Source organism: Plantactinospora soyae (assembly GCF_014874095.1).
Taxonomy (GTDB): Bacteria; Actinomycetota; Actinomycetes; order Mycobacteriales; family Micromonosporaceae; genus Plantactinospora; species Plantactinospora soyae.
The window spans coordinates 1,559,873-1,575,729 of sequence record NZ_JADBEB010000001.1; the positions used below are offsets into that span (position 1 = coordinate 1,559,873).

Consider the following 15,857-nt stretch of genomic DNA (forward strand, 5'->3'; position numbering starts at 1 on the left):
CCGGGCGGTAACGTGACCGGGTGAACACTGAGACGACCGCCGCGCCCGTCGCCAAGCGGGTGCCTGCCGAGCGCACCCACCACGGCGACACGGTGATCGACGATTACGCCTGGCTCGCCACGAAGGACGACCCGGAGACGATCGCCTACCTGACGGCGGAGAACTCCTTCACCGAGCAGAGCACAGCCCGGTTGGGCACGCTGCGGGAGACGCTGTTCAACGAGACGAAAGGGCGCACCAAGGAGACCGACCTCTCGGTGCCCACCCGGAAGAACGGCTACTGGTACTACACCCGCACGGTGGAAGGCCAGCAGTACGGCATCCACTGCCGGCGCGCGGCCCAGGACGGCGAGACGGATCCGCCGATGCCGGACGACGGCACCCCGATTCCCGGCGAGCAGATCCTGCTGGACGGCAACGCGCTGGCCGAAGGGCACGACTTCTTCTCCATGGGCGCCTTCGACATCAGCCCGGACGGCCGCTGGCTCGCCTACTCCACCGACTTCGACGGCGACGAACGCTTCACCCTGCGGGTCAAGGACCTCTCCACCGACGAGGTGCTCGACGACGAGGTGCCGGACACCTTCTACGGCAGCGCCTGGTCGGCCGACGGCTCCACGCTGTTCTACCTCACCGTCGACGAGAGCTGGCGGCCGTACCGGGTCTGGCGGCACGTGGTGGGCACCGCGGCCGACACCGACGAGATCGTCTACCAGGAGGACGACGAGCGGTTCTGGGTCGGTGTCGAACTGACCCGCTCGGAGAAGTTCATCCTCATCGACGCGCACAGCAAGGTGACCAGCGAGGTACGGGTCATCCCGGCCGCGAACCCGACCGGGGCGCCGGCCGTGATCGCACCACGGCGGCAGGGCGTCGACTACTCCGTCGAGCACCACGGGCACCGCTTCCTGATCCTGCACAACGACGGCGCGGAGGACTTCGCGCTCGCGTACACCTCGGCCGACGCCCCGGGCGACTGGGTGCCAATGATCGACCACGCCCCCGGGACCCGGCTGGAGGCCGTCGACGCGTTCGCCAACCACATCGTGGTGTCGCTGCGTACCGCCGGCCTGACCGGAATCCAGGTGCTGCCGGTCGGCAGCACGGAGGCGTACGACATCGACTTCCCGGAGCCGCTCTACAGCGTCGGACTGGACAGCAACCCGGAGTACCAGACCAACTCGATCCGACTGCACTACGCGTCCCTGATCACCCCGGACTCGATCTTCGACTACGACCTGGTGACCCGGACGATGGCGCTGCGCAAGCGCAAGCCGGTGCTCGGCGACTTCGACCCGGCCGGATACGAGCAGCACCGCGACTGGGCGCTGGCCGACGACGGAACCCGGGTGCCGATCTCCCTGGTCTGCCGGGCCGGTACGCCCCGGGACGGCTCGGCGCCCTGCGTGCTCTACGGCTACGGCTCGTACGAGGCCAGCATGGACCCGTGGTTCTCGATCCCCCGGCTCTCCCTGCTGGACCGGGGCGTCGTCTTCGCCGTCGTGCACATCCGCGGCGGTGGCGAGATGGGCCGCCGGTGGTACGAGACCGGCAAGATGCTGAGCAAGAAGAACACCTTCACCGACTTCGTGGCCGCCGCCCGGCACGTGGTGAAGGCCGGTTGGACGTCGACGGACCGGCTGGTCGCCCGGGGCGGCTCGGCCGGCGGGCTGCTGATGGGCGCGGTGGCGAACCTGGCGCCGGACGCCTTCGCCGGCATCGTCGCGCAGGTGCCGTTCGTCGACCCGCTCAACTCGATCCTCGACCCGTCGCTGCCGCTGACCGTCACCGAGTGGGAGGAGTGGGGCAACCCGCTGGCCGACCCGGAGGTGTACGCGTACATGAAGTCGTACTCGCCGTACGAGAACGTCGCCCCGGTCGACTACCCGGCGATCCTCGCCGTCACCAGCCTCAACGACACCCGGGTGCTCTACCACGAGCCGGCGAAGTGGATCGCCCGACTGCGCGCCACCGCACCCCAGGGGTCGTACCTGCTCAAGACGGAGATGGGTGCCGGACACGGCGGCCCGAGCGGACGCTACAACTCCTGGAAGGAGGAGGCGTTCGTCGCCGCCTGGATCCTGGACCGCTTCGGCATTGCGGTGTAAGGAAGGGCCCCTTCTTATCGTTTTCTGTAGAAGAAGGGGCCCTTCCTAACCATCACCCTCAGAGCAGGGCGCGCTCGCGGAGCAGGGCGAGCCGGGCCGGAGGCACGCACTCGGGCAGGTTGCGGTCGAGGTCCGCCAGCTCCCAGTCGACGGCGTACACGACGAAGTCGTCGGTGACGGAGAGGATGCCCGCCCACTCGTGGGCGTTCAGCTCGGTCGCGGCCGCGCAGAGCATCCGGCGTCCGACCTCGTTCACTCCACTCGTCTCCGCATCGGCATCGGTGTCCGTGTCCCCCACCTCGTCGGCGTCCCTGTCCGTCATCCCCTGGGAGTCGGCGTCGGCGTCGGCATCGGCGTCGGCATCGGAGTCGGCATCGGCGTCGGCGAGGGCCCGTTCCTGGCGGAGCAGCCGGGCGGTGTCCGCGTGCTCGGCGAGGTCGACCGATTCCGGGCCGTGCAGGTCGCAGGGATTCCAGAGTGGAGAGCTGTCCGGCTCGGACTGCTCGGCCAGCCACTCGCGCCGTTGGGTGTCGAGCCCGACGTGCACCGAAACCCCGATCGGGTCCTCCGCGAGATAGCCCAGCACGACGCAGTACGCGGGCTCGTCGATCGCCATCTCCCGGACCACGGCCGGCACCCGCCGGACCAACTCCCGGCGTACCGCCTCGACTGCATCGTCGAGCGTGAAGTCGGCCGGCGGCCGTTGGTACTTCAGCTCGACCAGCGGCCCGTCCGGAGCCGCCCAGGTGATCTCCAGCCGGGACAGGCCGGCTTCGTCGTACGCGGCGTCGATCGTCTGGTACGGCGCCAGCGGCGACAACCTGCCGTCCGGCCGACCGGCCCGCTTGCCGTGGTACGCCACGATCCGGGTGACCCGGTCTCCGGTGTACCCGTACTCCTCGTAGCCGCCGCCCCCGGTCGCGACCGTCGACGCGGAGTGGATCCGTCCCGCCTCGAACCGGTACTCGTGCAGGTAGATCGGCCCACCGCCGGCGTGGAAGTGCGCCTCCGTCACCGGCCCGGCACCGTCCAGCGGGTCGCGGAACGTCTCGTAGTACAGCTTTCCGTCGAGGAAACCGCTGTACTCCTCCACGACCACGGGATGGTCGTCGGGGTCGAACCCGATCCGGCAGTGGTCACGGTCCGGTGGGGGTCGCCGGGGCAGCCGACGCCCCGGGCGGGACGACTCCCGCTCGTACCAGAGTGGACGGAGGTCGTACGCCTCCGCACTGAACCACTCCCACCGGCGTACCCGGGCGTGCGCGGTTTCCCGGCGTTGGTCGTACTCCGTGCGGAGCCGCGCGAACCGCGCGTCGATGTCGGAAAGATCAGGCACGGACGCCTCCGGGACGGACATCTGCGGGATGCTACCGACCTGTCCCGACTTTTCATTTAGTTAACAACCTTGCAAGAAAGCGCTCTCTGGCGTAGAAACATTTACATGCGTACCCGCCGAGCCACCCTCGTCCTGGCCTTGCTCGCCGCGACGCTGGTGGTCACCCCACCCAGCCCGGCCAGCGCAGAGCCGGGCGCGCTCACCTGGAGCGACGAGTTCAACGCACCAGCCGGCACCGGACCCGATGGCAGCAAGTGGAAGCACGACATCGGCGGCGGTGGCTGGGGCAACAACGAGCAGCAGTACTACACCAACAGCACCAGCAACGCCGCCCACGACGGCAACGGCAACCTGGTGATCACTGCCCGCCGGGAGAATCCGGCCAACTACAACTGCCACTACGGCCGCTGTCAGTACACCTCGGCCCGGCTGCTCACCGCCGACCGCTTCACCCAGACGTACGGGCGGTTCGAGACCCGGATGAAGGTGCCGCGCGGCCAGGGCATCTGGCCGGCGTTCTGGATGCTCGGCGGCATGCCCTGGCCGGACATGGGCGAGATCGACATCATGGAGAACATCGGTCGTGAGCCGGGCAACCTCTACGGCACCCTGCACGGTCCGGGCTACTCCGGCGGCAGCGCGATCAGCTCCCGCTACACGCTCCCCGGCGGCCAGGCGTTCGCCGACGCCTTCCACACCTTCGCCGTGGACTGGGCCCCCGACTCGATCACCTGGTACGTCGACGGCATCCAGTACGCCCGCAAGACCCCGGCCGACCTCAACGGTGGCCGTTGGGTCTTCGACCACCCGTTCTTCATGATCATGAACATCGCGGTCGGCGGCTACTGGCCCGGCTACCCGGACGCCAGCACCACGTTCCCGCAGCAGATGGTGGTCGACTACGTACGGGTCTGGGGCTGGAACACCGGCGGCGGCAACCCCGGCACCGGCAACCAGCTCATCGGGAACGGCAACAAGTGCGTCGACGTACCGGGGGCGAACCCGGTCGACGGTACGCAGTTGCAGATCTGGGACTGCAACGGCACCGGCGCCCAGCAGTGGACCTTCACCGGCGGCACGGTCCGGGCGCTCGGCAAGTGCATGGACGTGGCGAACGGCTCCACCGCGAACGGCGCCAACATCCAGATAGTCGGCTGCAACGGCAATCCGGCCCAGCAGTTCGTCCTCAGTGCGGCCGGTGATCTGGTCAACCCGCAGGCGAACAAGTGCGTCGACGTACGGGACCAGAGCACGGCCAACGGCGCCAAGCTCCAACTCTGGGAGTGCACCGGCACCGCCAACCAGAAGTGGCGGCGCGGCTGAACCCACCTTGCGCTAGCGGCGGCACGCCGATCCGCCGCGACCCCGGCCCCGTACCGAGCCTCGGTGCGGGGCCGGGCGCTGCGTCGGCGTCGCCCTGGGCCTCCCGAGACACCACGATTCCCGATCCGCCGCCCAGGGAGCCGTACGGCAGTAGAGTTGGCCGTCGACCACCTCCGACCGGCATTTCACCTGCCTGGAGGCAGTCAGATGGACACCGACATGTTCGCGGACGCCCCGCCGAGCGAGCCACCGAGCCACCGGCTGATCGAGAACCTGATCGCCACCTACGCCGAGTTGGTGGACACCGGAGACTTCGTCGCACTCGCCAGCCTCTTCACCGACGCCAGTTTCACGCTGAACAGTGGCGAGAGGCTGGATGGCCGAGACGCGATCCAACGACTGGCCCACGACACGCTGGTCCTCTACGACGACGGGACGCCGCGTACGAAGCACGTCACGACCAACGTCATCGTCGAGGTCGACGAGGCGGCCGGAACGGCGGACTCCCGTTCGTACTTCACGGTGTTCCAGGCACTGACCGACTTTCCACTGCAAGCGGTGGCCTGCGGTCGTTACCGGGATCGTTTCGAGCGGCGGGACAGCGGGTGGCGCTTCGTGGAGCGGCAGGTCGTCACGGACTTCCTCGGTGACGTCAGCCGCCATCTGCGCAGCGCTTCCTGATCAGCGGACGGGCATCTCCCGGACGAACGCCTGCCACGCGGCAGGGGCGAAGCTCAGCACCGGACCGGCCGGGTCCTTGCTGTCCCGTACGCCGACCACCCCGCCCAGGTCGTCGGCAAACTCCACGCATTCGGCCTGCGCATTGCTTCGGGTCGACTTCTTCCAGCACGGCTCGGTGGTGGTCACAACTCGTTCCCCAGCTTCAGAATCAGGTCCCGGGACAGGTCGCGCGGCAGCGCAACTGCCCTGACAATCTCCCACGATCGCTGTAGGGCGGCAATCGCCGTTGGATCCGTAACAACCCGTCCCTGTAGGTGATCCTCCAGGAATGCAACGTCCGCGCTGCCGTCGAATGAGGCGATCACGAACGGGCCGGACTGCCCCAGCCACAGCCCGGCCGTTGCCGGAACGACATGGACGATCACCCGAGGACGTGTGCTGAGCTTGAGCAGGTGATCAAGCTGTTCGGCGAGCATCTTCGGGTCACCTACGCGGAGCGCCACCTCCCCGATCACGAAGGTGGTCAACGGTGGGTCCTCACGATCGAAGACCGCGCGTTGCCGCTCCAATCGCAGCGTGAGGCGCTTCTCCATCTCCTCCGTACCCTGCAACGCGGTCTCCAGAACAGCTCTCGCGTATGCCTCGGTCTGAAGCAGGCCCGGGATGAGGAGAGGGTTGCACGCGCGGAGCGCCACCGCGTCGCGCTCGTACTCCAGCCAGGGGCGGAGCCAGACGGGTGCGTCGTCGAAGGCGGTGACCTTGGCGAGTAGCCGGCTGTAGATCCCGCCGGTCTGGAAGCCCTCGTCGATCGCCGCGACGTAGTCCTCGGTCGGCGGACGGCCGCCGGTCTCGACCGCGCTCACGTGCGACCCGGAGTAGTTCGCGATCTTGCCGAACTCGTCCTGGTTCATCTTCCGAATGGCCCTGGCCGCCCGAAGCTCCGCGATCAAGAAATCTGCCAGCATGCCCACGACCTGCCCACGCTCCCTCCACGTCCTGAACGGCCTTACCCGGCCACACCCGACAACCCGGACGGTCGCCCACTGTCTCGCAATGTCTACCGAACGTAGGCACGTCCGTCCAGAGTGTTCGCAGCGGAACTGTTCGGTGACATGTGCGGCCCGGACGGAACCGCGCGGGGACCGCCCCGGAGACGCTTCCCCTTCCCGGGACGGTCCCCGCTTCCAGCCCTCGTTTCCAAAAGCCCAGCGGCAGGAGGCCGAGACGATGAGATGGCCACGACGTGCACCGCAGCCCGTACCGCTGGCGCCCCACCACCGCCGGAACTGGCGACGGCTCTGGCGCTACTGCCGCTGTGGACTCCGCTGGCGCTGCCCCGACTCGCCCGCCCCGACCAAGGCATCTCCATCCCCGCCGGTACCACCGTCGAAGCGGGTTCGGCCGACCAACACCAGATCGGCGGCATGGCGTCCACCCGTCGGTTCCTCCCCGGCCGATGACCCCGGTCAGCCCGCTCCCGCCCCGGCCACCCGCAACCGCAAAGCCCCCCGGTGAACATCAACGAGCCGGGTCGACCACACGTACCGTTGCGCCCGCTCTGGCTCTGTCGGTCCTGTACGGCCGCGTGGCCGTGTCCGACCGCGCGCAACCGCCTGCCGGTCGAGTACCACGCCGACCCGGTCGGGCTGCACCGCTACCTCGCCGCCATGCTCCAGGCCGCGATCGACGACCTGTACCGGCTCAGCCCGGACCCCGGACCCGATCCGGCGATCATGTACGCCCGCTTCCTCGCCTGGGTCAGGCCACGCCTGCTCATCACCCGGGCCCGCCTCAGGATCGACGCCAGCGGCAACTGGTGTCGACCTCGGGGCGGGCCACCCTCGGCCAAGCCACGGACAGGTGGGGAGATGCCAGGCGGGCCCGACTGAGCATCACCAGACAACGACCCCGCACCAGGCCGGGTGCGGGGTCGCTTGTGCGGAAGATCAGTGTTTCTCTCCTGGGGGGCCGATTCGTGAAGATCGGCGTCAACAGCCGCCGTCGCCGCCGCCTCCGCAGTCGCCTCCGCCACCGGCCGCACTGTTGCCGCCCGTGCCCAGGGCCCCGCCGTATTCGGAGTAGGCCAGCGACCCGGCGAGCAGCGCGGAGGCCGGGCCGTGAACGGGCTGAACCCAGCGCGTACTGCGGTGCCAGCGCATCGTGAGCACCCCACCGAGGCCGAATACGACCACAACCACAGGGATCAACCAGGCAATCAGTTCCACGACATCCACCTCCAGTCGTCAGTGTCACACACTGGGTAAACAACGATCGATGTATGTCGCCCTGTTGACTCAGCGTCAGGCCCGACGCCGCCAGGCCGGCCGTTCCCCGTTGGTGAACCAGCGCAGCAGCCACTCGGCCGGGCCATGGCCGTGCCGCTCCAGCCACCAGCGACTGATCACGACCTGGCCGGCGAAGATGGCGAAGGCGAAGAGCACCATCTCCAGCGGTGACACCTGACCGACCAGGCCGAAGCCCACGCCGGTGAAGATCAGCAGCGTGGCCACCGACTGGCCGAGGTAGTTCGACAGCGCCATCTTGCCGGCCGGGGCCAGCGTCGAGCCGAGCCGCCGGCCCCGGACGCTGTGCACGATCCGGATCAGGGTCGCGGCGTACGCGGCGGCGAGGAGCGGGGCGGTCATCGCGCTGACGAGTACGGCGGAGGTGTTGCCGTTCGCGCCGGACGAGGCGTAGACGGCGCCGCCGACGATCCCGACCGGGAAGCCGACGAGCTGGACGATCCGCAGCCACGACTCCCGCCCGGTCAGCCCGACCAGCACCCCGCGACGGGCGGCGACCATGCCGAGCAGGAACATCGCCAGCGTGGTCGGCCCCTGCATGGTCAACTGCGAGAGGCTGTAGAGCGGCAGGATCGCGATGTGCTCGTGGACGACCGACCCGAATCCGCCGGCCAGGTTCGCGGTGCTCTCCTGCGCGGCGGCGATCTGGCTGGCGTGGTCGAAGTAGCTCGACGTGTCCAGGAACAGGATGCTCGAACCCATGCTGAGCAGCAGGTAGCCGTAGAGCCCGGCGGCGACGATCAGCGCGGTACGGTCGCGTACCCCGCGCATCGCCAGCAGGATCGCGCCGAGCAGGGCGTACACGGTCAGGATGTCGCCGCTGATCAGGAAGACCATGTTCACCGCGCCGAGCGCGAACAGGCCGAGCAGCCGGCGGACCATCCGGGGCTTGAAAGCGGCGCCGGCCCGAGCCGCCGCCTGGGTCTGGAGGATGAAGCTGTACCCGAACATGAACGAGAACAGCAGGTAGAACTTCATTCCGAAGAACGTGGAGCTGAGCCAGCGCACCGCGTCGTCGAGCCAGGAGTCGTACGCCGGGTCGGTGACGGTCATGCTGAAGCCGGTGGCGGCGAAGGTGATGTTGACGACGAGGATGCCGAGCAGCGCGAACGCGCGCAGTGCGTCGAGATCGTGGATCCGGGTCCGGGGGGCCGTTCTGGCGGTATCTGCGGTCACCAGTCGAGCACACCAGGAGACCAGCCCCTGGTCAGGAGGGCTAGCCCGTGGCCGGGGGTGGTGCTATGTCCACCCCCGGCGGGGGACACGCTCCCGAGGGGCGCGCCGCGCAGGTGTTAGGAAGGGCCCCTTCTTATACAAAAAGCGATAAGAAGGGGCCCTTCCTTGCATCTCAGTAGGTGACGTGCTTGCCGCCGTCGACGATGATCGCCTCGCCGGTGACCATGTCCATCTGGAGGAGGCCGAGGACGGCCTGGGCGACGTGTTCCGGGTCGGCGGTGCGGTGCAGGGGAACCGTTTCGCGTTCTCGGGCGGCGCGTTCGGCGAAGCCCGCCTCGCCGTGCAGGCCGGGCTGCCAGCGGGTGTGCGCGACGGTGCCGGGCGCCACCGCGTTGACCCGTACCTCCGGGGCGAGCGCCAACGCGAGGTTGCGGGTGAGCTGGAGCATCGCCGCCTTGCTCACCCCGTACGCGATCGAGGAGCCGCCGGCCCGGTAGCCGGAGATCGACGAGATGTTCACGACCGCGCCACCTGCGGCGCGCAGTGCGGGGGCGAAGGCGCGGGCGCAGTGGAAGGCGCCGAGCAGGTTGACGTCCAGGATGTCGTGCCAGATCTGGTCGGTGAGGCCGTCCAGGTCGGCGTGCTCCACCGCCTGGGTGCCACCGGCGTTGTTGACCAGGATGTCGACCCGGCCGAACGTGGCCAGGACCCGGTCGGCCATCGCCCGTACCTGGAGATCGTCGGCCACGTCGGCGGCGAGCGCCCGGGACCGGCCGGCCCACTCCCGGGCCTGCGCGGCGGTCTCCTCGGCCTCGGCCTGCGACCGGTTGAAGTTGACCACCACGCCGTCCGCCCCGGACCGGGCCAGGGCCAGGCTGACCGCGCGGCCGATTCCGGTACCGCCGCCGGTCACCACCGCGACGGTCTTGTCGAGGTTCATCGCACGGTCTCCACCGGGGTCGCCGCCGTCTTGTCCGGCGGCGGTTCCTCCTGGTACGCGTGGACGGCGTTGATGTCCATCGTCCGGGTCTCCCGGGCGGCCAGGAAGGCGACCAGGGAGATCGCCGCGGTGAAGATGATCCAGAGTGCGACCAGCCAGGGTGAGCCGTCCGCCGTGCTGAGTAGTGCCGCCGCGACGAGTGGGGAGAAGCCGGAGATGGCGGCACCGATCTCCCGGGAGGCGGCGAATCCGGTGTACCGCACCCCGGCCCCGAACAACTCCGCGTAGAACGCCGGCTGTACGGCGATCATCGGCGCGAACCCGATGCCACCGGCGATGATCAGCGCCAGCCAGATCAGTACGGTCGCCTCGGAGTTGAGCAGCCAGAAGAACGGGAACGCGAAGGCGGCGGTGAAGACCACGCTGAACACGTTGAGCGGTTTACGGCCGATCCGGTCCGACAGCGCCCCGTAGATCGGCTGCACCGCGATCACCACCAGGCCCATCAGAATGACGCCGGTCAGCGCGACCCAGCGGGGCCGGTCGAGTTCGTTGGTCAGGTAGGCGACGCTGAAGGTGGCGAAGATGTAGACGATCGCGGTGTCGCAGATGTGCGCGCCGATCCCGACCAGGAAGTTGCGCGGGTACATCTTCAGGGTGTCCAGGATCGGTGTCTGGACGACGGTACGGCTGCGTGCCATCCGGGTGAACACCGGCGACTCGGTCACCCGGAGTCGTACGTAGATGGTCACGAAGATCATCGCGAAGCTGGCCAGGAACGGAATCCGCCAGCCCCAGGATTCGAGCTGGTCGTCCGGCAACATCCCGACCAGCAGGAACGACACGGTGCCGAGCACCAGACCGATCTGCACCCCGGTCTGGGCGTACGACGCGTAGTAGCCACGCCGGTGCGCGGGCGCGTGCTCGGCGAGCAGGGTCGACGCGCCCCCGAACTCGGCTCCGGCACCCAGCCCCTGGCAGATCCGCATCAGTACCAGCAGGATCGGCGCCCAGACCCCGATCTGGTCGTACGTCGGCAGCAGCCCGATCAGGCCGGTGGCGATGCCCATCACCAGGGTGGTGATGATCAGTGTGGAGCGGCGGCCGATCCGGTCACCGAGCCGGCCGAAGAAGAACCCGCCGACCGGCCGGAACAGGAACGCCACCCCGAAGGTGGCGAACGCGATCAGCGTGCCGACCGCCGGGTCGGCGTCCGGGAAGAAGATGTCGTCGAAGACCAGCGCGGCGGCGGTGCCGTAGATGAAGAAGTCGTACCACTCCAGTGCGGTGCCGACCAGGGAGGCCGACACGACCCGGCGGAGTTCGGCGGGTGGGGTGGGCTGCGGTTCGGTGTCGGCCTTCGGATCGGTGTCGGCCTTTGGATCGGTGTCGGCCTTTGCGGCGGTGTCGGTCGGCGTCGGGGTGATCTCGGGCTCAGGCGGGGGCGGGGGGTCCACCGGCTGTGTCATCAGGATTCTCCTCGGACGAGGGCGCCGCGTCGTCGGCGCGGCTCCGGGGTGGGGGTGAGAGGGGGGTCTCGACGGAAGGCGGCGGCTCGGGGGTACCGGTCGGACCGGCCGGCGCCGGACCGCCGGGCAGCGCGGTCAACTCCCGCCAGGTCGTCGGGGCGAGCGTGATCCCGTCCCGGATCCGGGCGGCGCGGGTCCGCGCCTCCTTCTCGCCGGGCACCAGTACGCCGTCCGGGCCGGGGTCGTTGTCGACGGCGGGCGCGGTGTCGGCCAGCAGCCGGCAGAACTCTTCGGACCGGGCCCGGAACTCGGACACCGGCAGGAAGGTCCCGATGTCGATGGCGATCAGTACGGTTCCGTTGGTGTTGTCGTAGCCGGGCAGGCTGGAGACTCCGGCGCCGGAGAGCAACCCGCCGACGATCTCGATCAGCACGCTCAGGCCGTAGCCCTTGTGCTGGCCGAAGGGGAGCAGGGCCCCGCCGTGGTAGAAGTCGCCCGGGTCGGTGGAGTCGTGACCGTCGACGTCGACCAGGAGACCGGTGCCGACCCGCTCCCGGCGGGCCATCGAGAGCGCCAGCTTGCCCTCGGCGATCGCGGAGGTGGCGAAGTCGAGCACCACGGGCGGGTTGTCGGTGGCTCGTGGGGCGGCCCAGGCCAACGGATTGGTGCCAAGTCGGCGCTCCCGGCCGCCGTACGGGGCGACGGTGGAGTTGATGTTGCAGAAGGCGAGCCCGACGGTCTCCGTCTCGGCCAGCAGTTGCACGTACTCGCCGAGTCGGCCGATGTGGTTGCAGTTGCCGATGGTGACCACGCCGACGCCGTACTCGCCGGAGAGTCGCCGGGCCTCGTCGACCGCCAGCCGGGCGGCGAGCTGCCCGAACCCGCCCCGCCCGTCGACGACCGCGGTGGCCCGGTGACGGTGCCGGAGTACGGGTTCGACGGTCGGATCGATCATGCCGGCCTGTACCGCGTCGACGTAGGGGACGAGTCGGCGTACCCCGTGTGAGTCGTGCCCGACGAGGTCGGATTCCACCAGGGAGACCGCCACCGCGTGTGCGGTGGGCTCCGGCGTACCGGCGGTGCCGAGGATCCGCGCGGCAATGACCACCAGCTCCTCGGCCGGTACGGCGTCCGGAACCGGGACGTCGTCCGGCTCGCCGCTGCCGGCTGCCGCCGCTCCCGCTCCGGATCCGGCCGGCGCCCGGCTGTTCGGCACGGTCGACCAGGACGGGATGCCCGGTGGCACCGGGCTCGTGTCGTCTCCGGTCCGAATCGAATCCTCGCCGCGCGCCATCCGGTTCACTCCTCAGGAGACGGTCGTTCCGTCATACGGAACGTCGTTCCACAGTAACCTTCGTCACAGTCTGACCCCTGTGGCCGGACGACGCAACCTGCCGGAAACAATTGGCGAATCGAAAACCAGGCGAGCGGGGATCAGGTCGAGCGGGCGCCGAGGGCTCGGGAGACCTGGGCCGCAGCCTCCAGCACCTGCCGGCCCACCTCGTCCGCCGGCTGGTCGGCCGCCTCGTAACTGAGCGTCGCCGCGCTCACCCCGCCGATCACGTGACCCGCGTGGTCGTACACCGCCGCTCCGGTGGCGGAGACACCCGGCTCGTTCTCCTCGTGGTCCTCGGCCCAGCCCCGGGACCGGACCGTGGCGAGTTCGGCCAGCAGGCGCCGGACCTCGACGACGGTTCCCGGGGTGTGCCGGCGCAGGCCGGTCCGCTCCGCCAGGGCGACCACCCGGGCGTCGTCCAGCGTCGCCAGGACCGCCTTACCGATCGACGTACTGTGCAGGTCGAGGCTCATCCCGACCCGGGAGGCGAGCTGGTACGGCTTGCCGGCCTCCACTTTGGCCACGTACACCGCCTCGTCGCCGGAGAGCAGCGCCAGGTGGACCGTCCGACCGGTCCGGCGCTGCAACTCCTCCAACTGCGGGCGTACCTGGGCCGGCAGGTCCAGCCGCTGCATCACCCGGCCGGCCAGCGCGAGCATCCGGGGACCGGTGAAGTAGTCCCCCGTACCGCCGGGCCGGGCCAGTCCCCGCTCCACCATCACCTGGAGAATCCGGTGCACGGTGGCCTTCGGCAGGTTCGTCGCCGCCGCGATGTCGGCCAGTCGGCTGTGTTCGACCAGTGCCTCCAGCACATCGAACGTCTTGTCCGAGGCGCTCGCACCGATCCGGTCAGCCATGGTTCCAATGTAGGGAATGCGCCCGGCCGACCCGATCCGCCGGCTGCCGCACCGTCATCGCGGGGCGGATCCGGTGGCGACGGTGCCGGACCCGGTGACCGCCGCCGCGAGTACGGCCGGATCGACGTTTCCACCGGTCACGACCGCCACCGTACGCCCGGCGGGCAGCTCGGCGGCGTGGAACATCCGGGCCGCGGTGGCCACCGCGCCACTCGGCTCGACCACCAGCCTGGCCTCCCGGATCAGCCGGGTGGTCGCCGCTCCGATCTCGTCCTCGCTGACCGTCACGATGCCATCCAGCCGCTCCCGCAGATGCGCGAAGGTCAGCGCGGACAGGTTCGTCCGCAGCCCGTCCGCGCTGGTCCGGTAGGTGCGGGCCGGGTCCCAGATCAACAACTCTCCGCTGGCCAGCGACTCCTGGGCGTCGGCGGCGAGCGCCGGCTCGACCCCGACGACCCTCGTGCTCGGGCGGATCGCCTTGACCGCCGTGGCGACGCCGGAGGCGAGTCCGCCCCCGCCGATCGGCACCAGCACGACGTCGACCTCGGGCAGGTCCTCCAGCACCTCGATTCCGATCGAGCCCTGACCGGCGATGATCCGCCGGTCGTCGAAGGGCGGGATCAGCGTCCGGCCCTGCTCGGCGGCGATCGCCTGGGCCACGGTCAGCCGATCGGCCGGCGGCACCATCCGTACCTCGGCGCCCAGCGCGCGTACCTGGTCGACCTTGGTCGCCGGGGCGCCGTCCGGGATCACCACCGTGCAGGACACCCCCAGGGCCCGGGCGGCGTAGGCGAGCGCCTGACCGTGGTTTCCGGACGAGTGCGTGACCACCCCTCGGGCGCGTCGCGCGGGATCGAGCCGGGCCACCGCGTGGGTCGCGCCGCGCAGCTTGAACGAGCCGACCGGTTGCAGGCTCTCCGGCTTCAGCCAGAGCTGGTCGTCCCAGCGACACGGCAGCAACGGGGTACGCAGCACCACGCCGGCCAGGTCGGTCAGCGCGGCCCGGATGTCGTCGACGGTAACTAGAGCCTCCACCCGGCCATCCTGCCACTCGACGGATGGACCGACGCCGGGAGCCGTCCGGGCGGTCCGGTGGGGCTGGAGCTGGCCGTGCCGTCGCAGCCGGCCGCGTTGAACGCCGGTGACCGGGCCGCCCGGGGCCCGCCGGACCGCTTCGACCGGAGATCGCGGACCGGTGCCGGACCGGCGCGAAGATACCCATCTCTACCGGGATCAATAGCGCCAAAGCCTAGTATTTCTCGAAGGCCCCGAAGAACGACACGAGGATCGCGATGAGCAGGCCCGACCAGCCCGGCGAGGAGCCGCACCAGACCGGTGCCGGCTCCGGCGGGCCGCCGACGGGCGAGGACCGGCCGGAGTACCCGCCGGCACCGGCCGAGCGACCCTGGGACTGGGCGATCGACCCGGCACCCCCGGAGGGCCCGAGCCAGCAGCCGGTGCCGGATCCGGCGGCGGGCCGGACGGTGGACGAGATCCCCGACCCGCTTCCGCCGGGCGTCGGCGCACCACCCCCGTCGACCCTCGGCACGCCCGCGCCACCCGGCCCCGCCCCGGGCCCGCCGACGGCGCCACCGCCGGACTGGTCCACCCCGGACACCCCGGCCAACACGCCGCCACTGGGCGGGTACCCGGGCTCACCGCAGTGGCCCGGCCCGCCCGTCGCGCCCGGCCCACCCGGCCCACCGGTGCAGAGCGGTCCGGCCCCGGGCCCGCAGCCACCCGGCCCCGCCACACCGGCCCCGAATCCCGCCCGCTCGACCGACCGACGATGGTGGTTCGTGCTCGGCATCGTCGCCGCGCTGCTCTCCTGCTGCTGCGTTGCCGCCGCCGTGATCGCGCTGGCCTGGGGACCGGACTTCTACACCGGGCTGCGCGAGCGGGAGCGGCGGATCGTCGGGCTGAACCAGCCGATCCGGGACGGCGATCTCGAATTCCGGGTACGGCAACTGCGGTGCGGGCTGACCGAGGTGGGTGATCCACTGGTCAGCCAGCTCGCCCTGGGGCAGTTCTGCGTGGTCGACCTGACGGTACGGAACCTGGGCGCACGGCCGGCGGTCTTCCACGACAACCTGCAGATCGCGTACGGGCCGGCGGGCCAGCGGTTCGGGGTGGACAGCACGGCGGGGCTGCTCGCCAACGCCGACCAGCGCGCCTTCCTCGACGTGATCAACCCCGGAAACCGGGTGACCGGGGCGATCGTCTACGACATCCCGCCCGACGCCCGGATCGTCCGGCTGCGGCTGCACGGCTCGGCGACCTCAGCCGGGGTACAGATCCGGACCGGCTGAGAGCGGGGCAGCCCGGGCG

The 15,857-nt window shown here is 70.2% G+C and carries 16 protein-coding genes; 6 read left to right on the plus strand and 10 right to left on the minus strand.

The features are described from left to right. Positions 1–20 precede the first annotated feature (20 nt). Complete coding sequence (locus H4W31_RS06890; RefSeq protein WP_192765892.1) at positions 21–2,108, plus strand: S9 family peptidase; 2,088 nt, start codon at positions 21–23, stop codon at positions 2,106–2,108. Positions 2,109–2,166: 58 nt separating this feature from the next. Here H4W31_RS06890 and H4W31_RS06895 read toward each other — a convergent pair whose 3' ends face one another. Next, entirely contained in the window at positions 2,167–3,465 is a 1,299-nt protein-coding gene (locus H4W31_RS06895) for a hypothetical protein (RefSeq protein ID WP_192765893.1), read from the minus strand. 84 nt (positions 3,466–3,549) lie between these two features. Here H4W31_RS06895 and H4W31_RS06900 point away from each other — a divergent pair, with 84 nt between their 5' ends. Together H4W31_RS06900 and H4W31_RS06905 are read left to right on the plus strand one after the other, a co-directional pair. Next, positions 3,550–4,767: a glycoside hydrolase family 16 protein gene (locus H4W31_RS06900; RefSeq protein WP_192765894.1), complete on the plus strand. Its 1,218-nt coding sequence runs from the start codon at positions 3,550–3,552 to the stop codon at positions 4,765–4,767. A 207-nt stretch (positions 4,768–4,974) separates the two neighbouring features. After that, on the plus strand, positions 4,975–5,448 hold the full coding sequence (locus tag H4W31_RS06905; RefSeq protein WP_225945420.1) for a nuclear transport factor 2 family protein: 474 nt from the start codon (positions 4,975–4,977) through the stop codon (positions 5,446–5,448). Here the strand turns inward: H4W31_RS06905 and H4W31_RS06910 are convergent, their stop codons facing one another. Next, positions 5,449–5,634 carry a DUF397 domain-containing protein gene (locus H4W31_RS06910; RefSeq protein WP_192765895.1) on the minus strand — a complete coding sequence of 62 codons (186 nt, stop codon included), beginning with the start codon at positions 5,632–5,634 and terminating at the stop codon, positions 5,449–5,451. It lies immediately after the preceding gene. Continuing rightward, complete coding sequence (locus tag H4W31_RS06915; RefSeq protein WP_192765896.1) at positions 5,631–6,413, minus strand: helix-turn-helix domain-containing protein; 783 nt, start codon at positions 6,411–6,413, stop codon at positions 5,631–5,633. Before H4W31_RS06915 ends, H4W31_RS06910 begins: the two co-directional genes overlap by 4 nt. A 267-nt stretch (positions 6,414–6,680) precedes the next feature. On the opposite strand from H4W31_RS06915, the gene H4W31_RS06920 reads away from it, so the two are divergent. Both H4W31_RS06920 and H4W31_RS06925 read left to right on the plus strand, forming a co-directional pair. Beyond that, positions 6,681–6,908, plus strand: a complete 228-nt coding sequence (locus H4W31_RS06920; protein ID WP_192765897.1) for a hypothetical protein — start codon at positions 6,681–6,683, stop codon at positions 6,906–6,908. 51 nt (positions 6,909–6,959) lie between these two features. Next, positions 6,960–7,337, plus strand: coding sequence for a hypothetical protein (locus tag H4W31_RS06925; RefSeq protein WP_225945421.1), 378 nt, complete (start codon positions 6,960–6,962; stop codon positions 7,335–7,337). Positions 7,338–7,436: 99 nt separating this feature from the next. Here the strand turns inward: H4W31_RS06925 and H4W31_RS06930 are convergent, their stop codons facing one another. The 7 genes from H4W31_RS06930 to H4W31_RS06960 all read right to left on the minus strand — a co-directional run bounded on the left by H4W31_RS06930 (position 7,437) and on the right by H4W31_RS06960 (position 14,564). After that, positions 7,437–7,673, minus strand: a complete 237-nt coding sequence (locus H4W31_RS06930; RefSeq protein ID WP_192765898.1) for a hypothetical protein — start codon at positions 7,671–7,673, stop codon at positions 7,437–7,439. 75 nt (positions 7,674–7,748) lie between these two features. Beyond that, on the minus strand, positions 7,749–8,927 hold the full coding sequence (locus tag H4W31_RS06935) for a DUF418 domain-containing protein (RefSeq protein WP_318783060.1): 1,179 nt from the start codon (positions 8,925–8,927) through the stop codon (positions 7,749–7,751). A 172-nt stretch (positions 8,928–9,099) separates the two neighbouring features. Beyond that, entirely contained in the window at positions 9,100–9,867 is a 768-nt protein-coding gene (locus H4W31_RS06940; protein WP_192765899.1) for an SDR family NAD(P)-dependent oxidoreductase, read from the minus strand. Next, the gene (locus tag H4W31_RS06945; RefSeq protein WP_192765900.1) at positions 9,864–11,336 is read right to left on the minus strand and encodes an MFS transporter; all 1,473 of its coding nucleotides are present in this window, start codon (positions 11,334–11,336) and stop codon (positions 9,864–9,866) included. Before H4W31_RS06945 ends, H4W31_RS06940 begins: the two co-directional genes overlap by 4 nt. Beyond that, complete coding sequence (locus H4W31_RS06950) at positions 11,302–12,630, minus strand: Ldh family oxidoreductase (protein ID WP_192765901.1); 1,329 nt, start codon at positions 12,628–12,630, stop codon at positions 11,302–11,304. Before H4W31_RS06950 ends, H4W31_RS06945 begins: the two co-directional genes overlap by 35 nt. A 140-nt stretch (positions 12,631–12,770) precedes the next feature. Continuing rightward, on the minus strand, positions 12,771–13,529 hold the full coding sequence (locus H4W31_RS06955) for an IclR family transcriptional regulator (protein WP_192765902.1): 759 nt from the start codon (positions 13,527–13,529) through the stop codon (positions 12,771–12,773). A gap of 54 nt (positions 13,530–13,583) precedes the next feature. Beyond that, positions 13,584–14,564: a threonine ammonia-lyase gene (locus H4W31_RS06960; protein WP_192765903.1), complete on the minus strand. Its 981-nt coding sequence runs from the start codon at positions 14,562–14,564 to the stop codon at positions 13,584–13,586. Between the two features lie 257 nt (positions 14,565–14,821). On the opposite strand from H4W31_RS06960, the gene H4W31_RS06965 reads away from it, so the two are divergent. Beyond that, a complete protein-coding gene (locus H4W31_RS06965; protein ID WP_192765904.1) occupies positions 14,822–15,838 on the plus strand; it encodes a DUF4352 domain-containing protein in 1,017 nt (338 codons plus the stop codon). Positions 15,839–15,857: the final 19 nt, after the last annotated feature.

Excerpts from the sequence above, each read along its gene's own strand:
- H4W31_RS06895 (WP_192765893.1), bottom strand. The coding sequence starts at position 3,465 with ATGTCCGTCCCGGAGGCGTCCGTGCCTGATCTTTCCGACATCGACGCG.
- H4W31_RS06900 (WP_192765894.1), top strand. The coding sequence starts at position 3,550 with ATGCGTACCCGCCGAGCCACCCTCGTCCTGGCCTTGCTCGCCGCGACG.
- H4W31_RS06905 (WP_225945420.1), top strand. The coding sequence starts at position 4,975 with ATGGACACCGACATGTTCGCGGACGCCCCGCCGAGCGAGCCACCGAGC.
- H4W31_RS06915 (WP_192765896.1), bottom strand. The coding sequence starts at position 6,413 with ATGCTGGCAGATTTCTTGATCGCGGAGCTTCGGGCGGCCAGGGCCATT.
- H4W31_RS06920 (WP_192765897.1), top strand. The coding sequence starts at position 6,681 with ATGGCCACGACGTGCACCGCAGCCCGTACCGCTGGCGCCCCACCACCG.
- H4W31_RS06940 (WP_192765899.1), bottom strand. The coding sequence starts at position 9,867 with ATGAACCTCGACAAGACCGTCGCGGTGGTGACCGGCGGCGGTACCGGA.
- H4W31_RS06945 (WP_192765900.1), bottom strand. The coding sequence starts at position 11,336 with ATGACACAGCCGGTGGACCCCCCGCCCCCGCCTGAGCCCGAGATCACC.
- H4W31_RS06950 (WP_192765901.1), bottom strand. The coding sequence starts at position 12,630 with ATGGCGCGCGGCGAGGATTCGATTCGGACCGGAGACGACACGAGCCCG.
- H4W31_RS06955 (WP_192765902.1), bottom strand. The coding sequence starts at position 13,529 with ATGGCTGACCGGATCGGTGCGAGCGCCTCGGACAAGACGTTCGATGTG.
- H4W31_RS06965 (WP_192765904.1), top strand. The coding sequence starts at position 14,822 with ATGAGCAGGCCCGACCAGCCCGGCGAGGAGCCGCACCAGACCGGTGCC.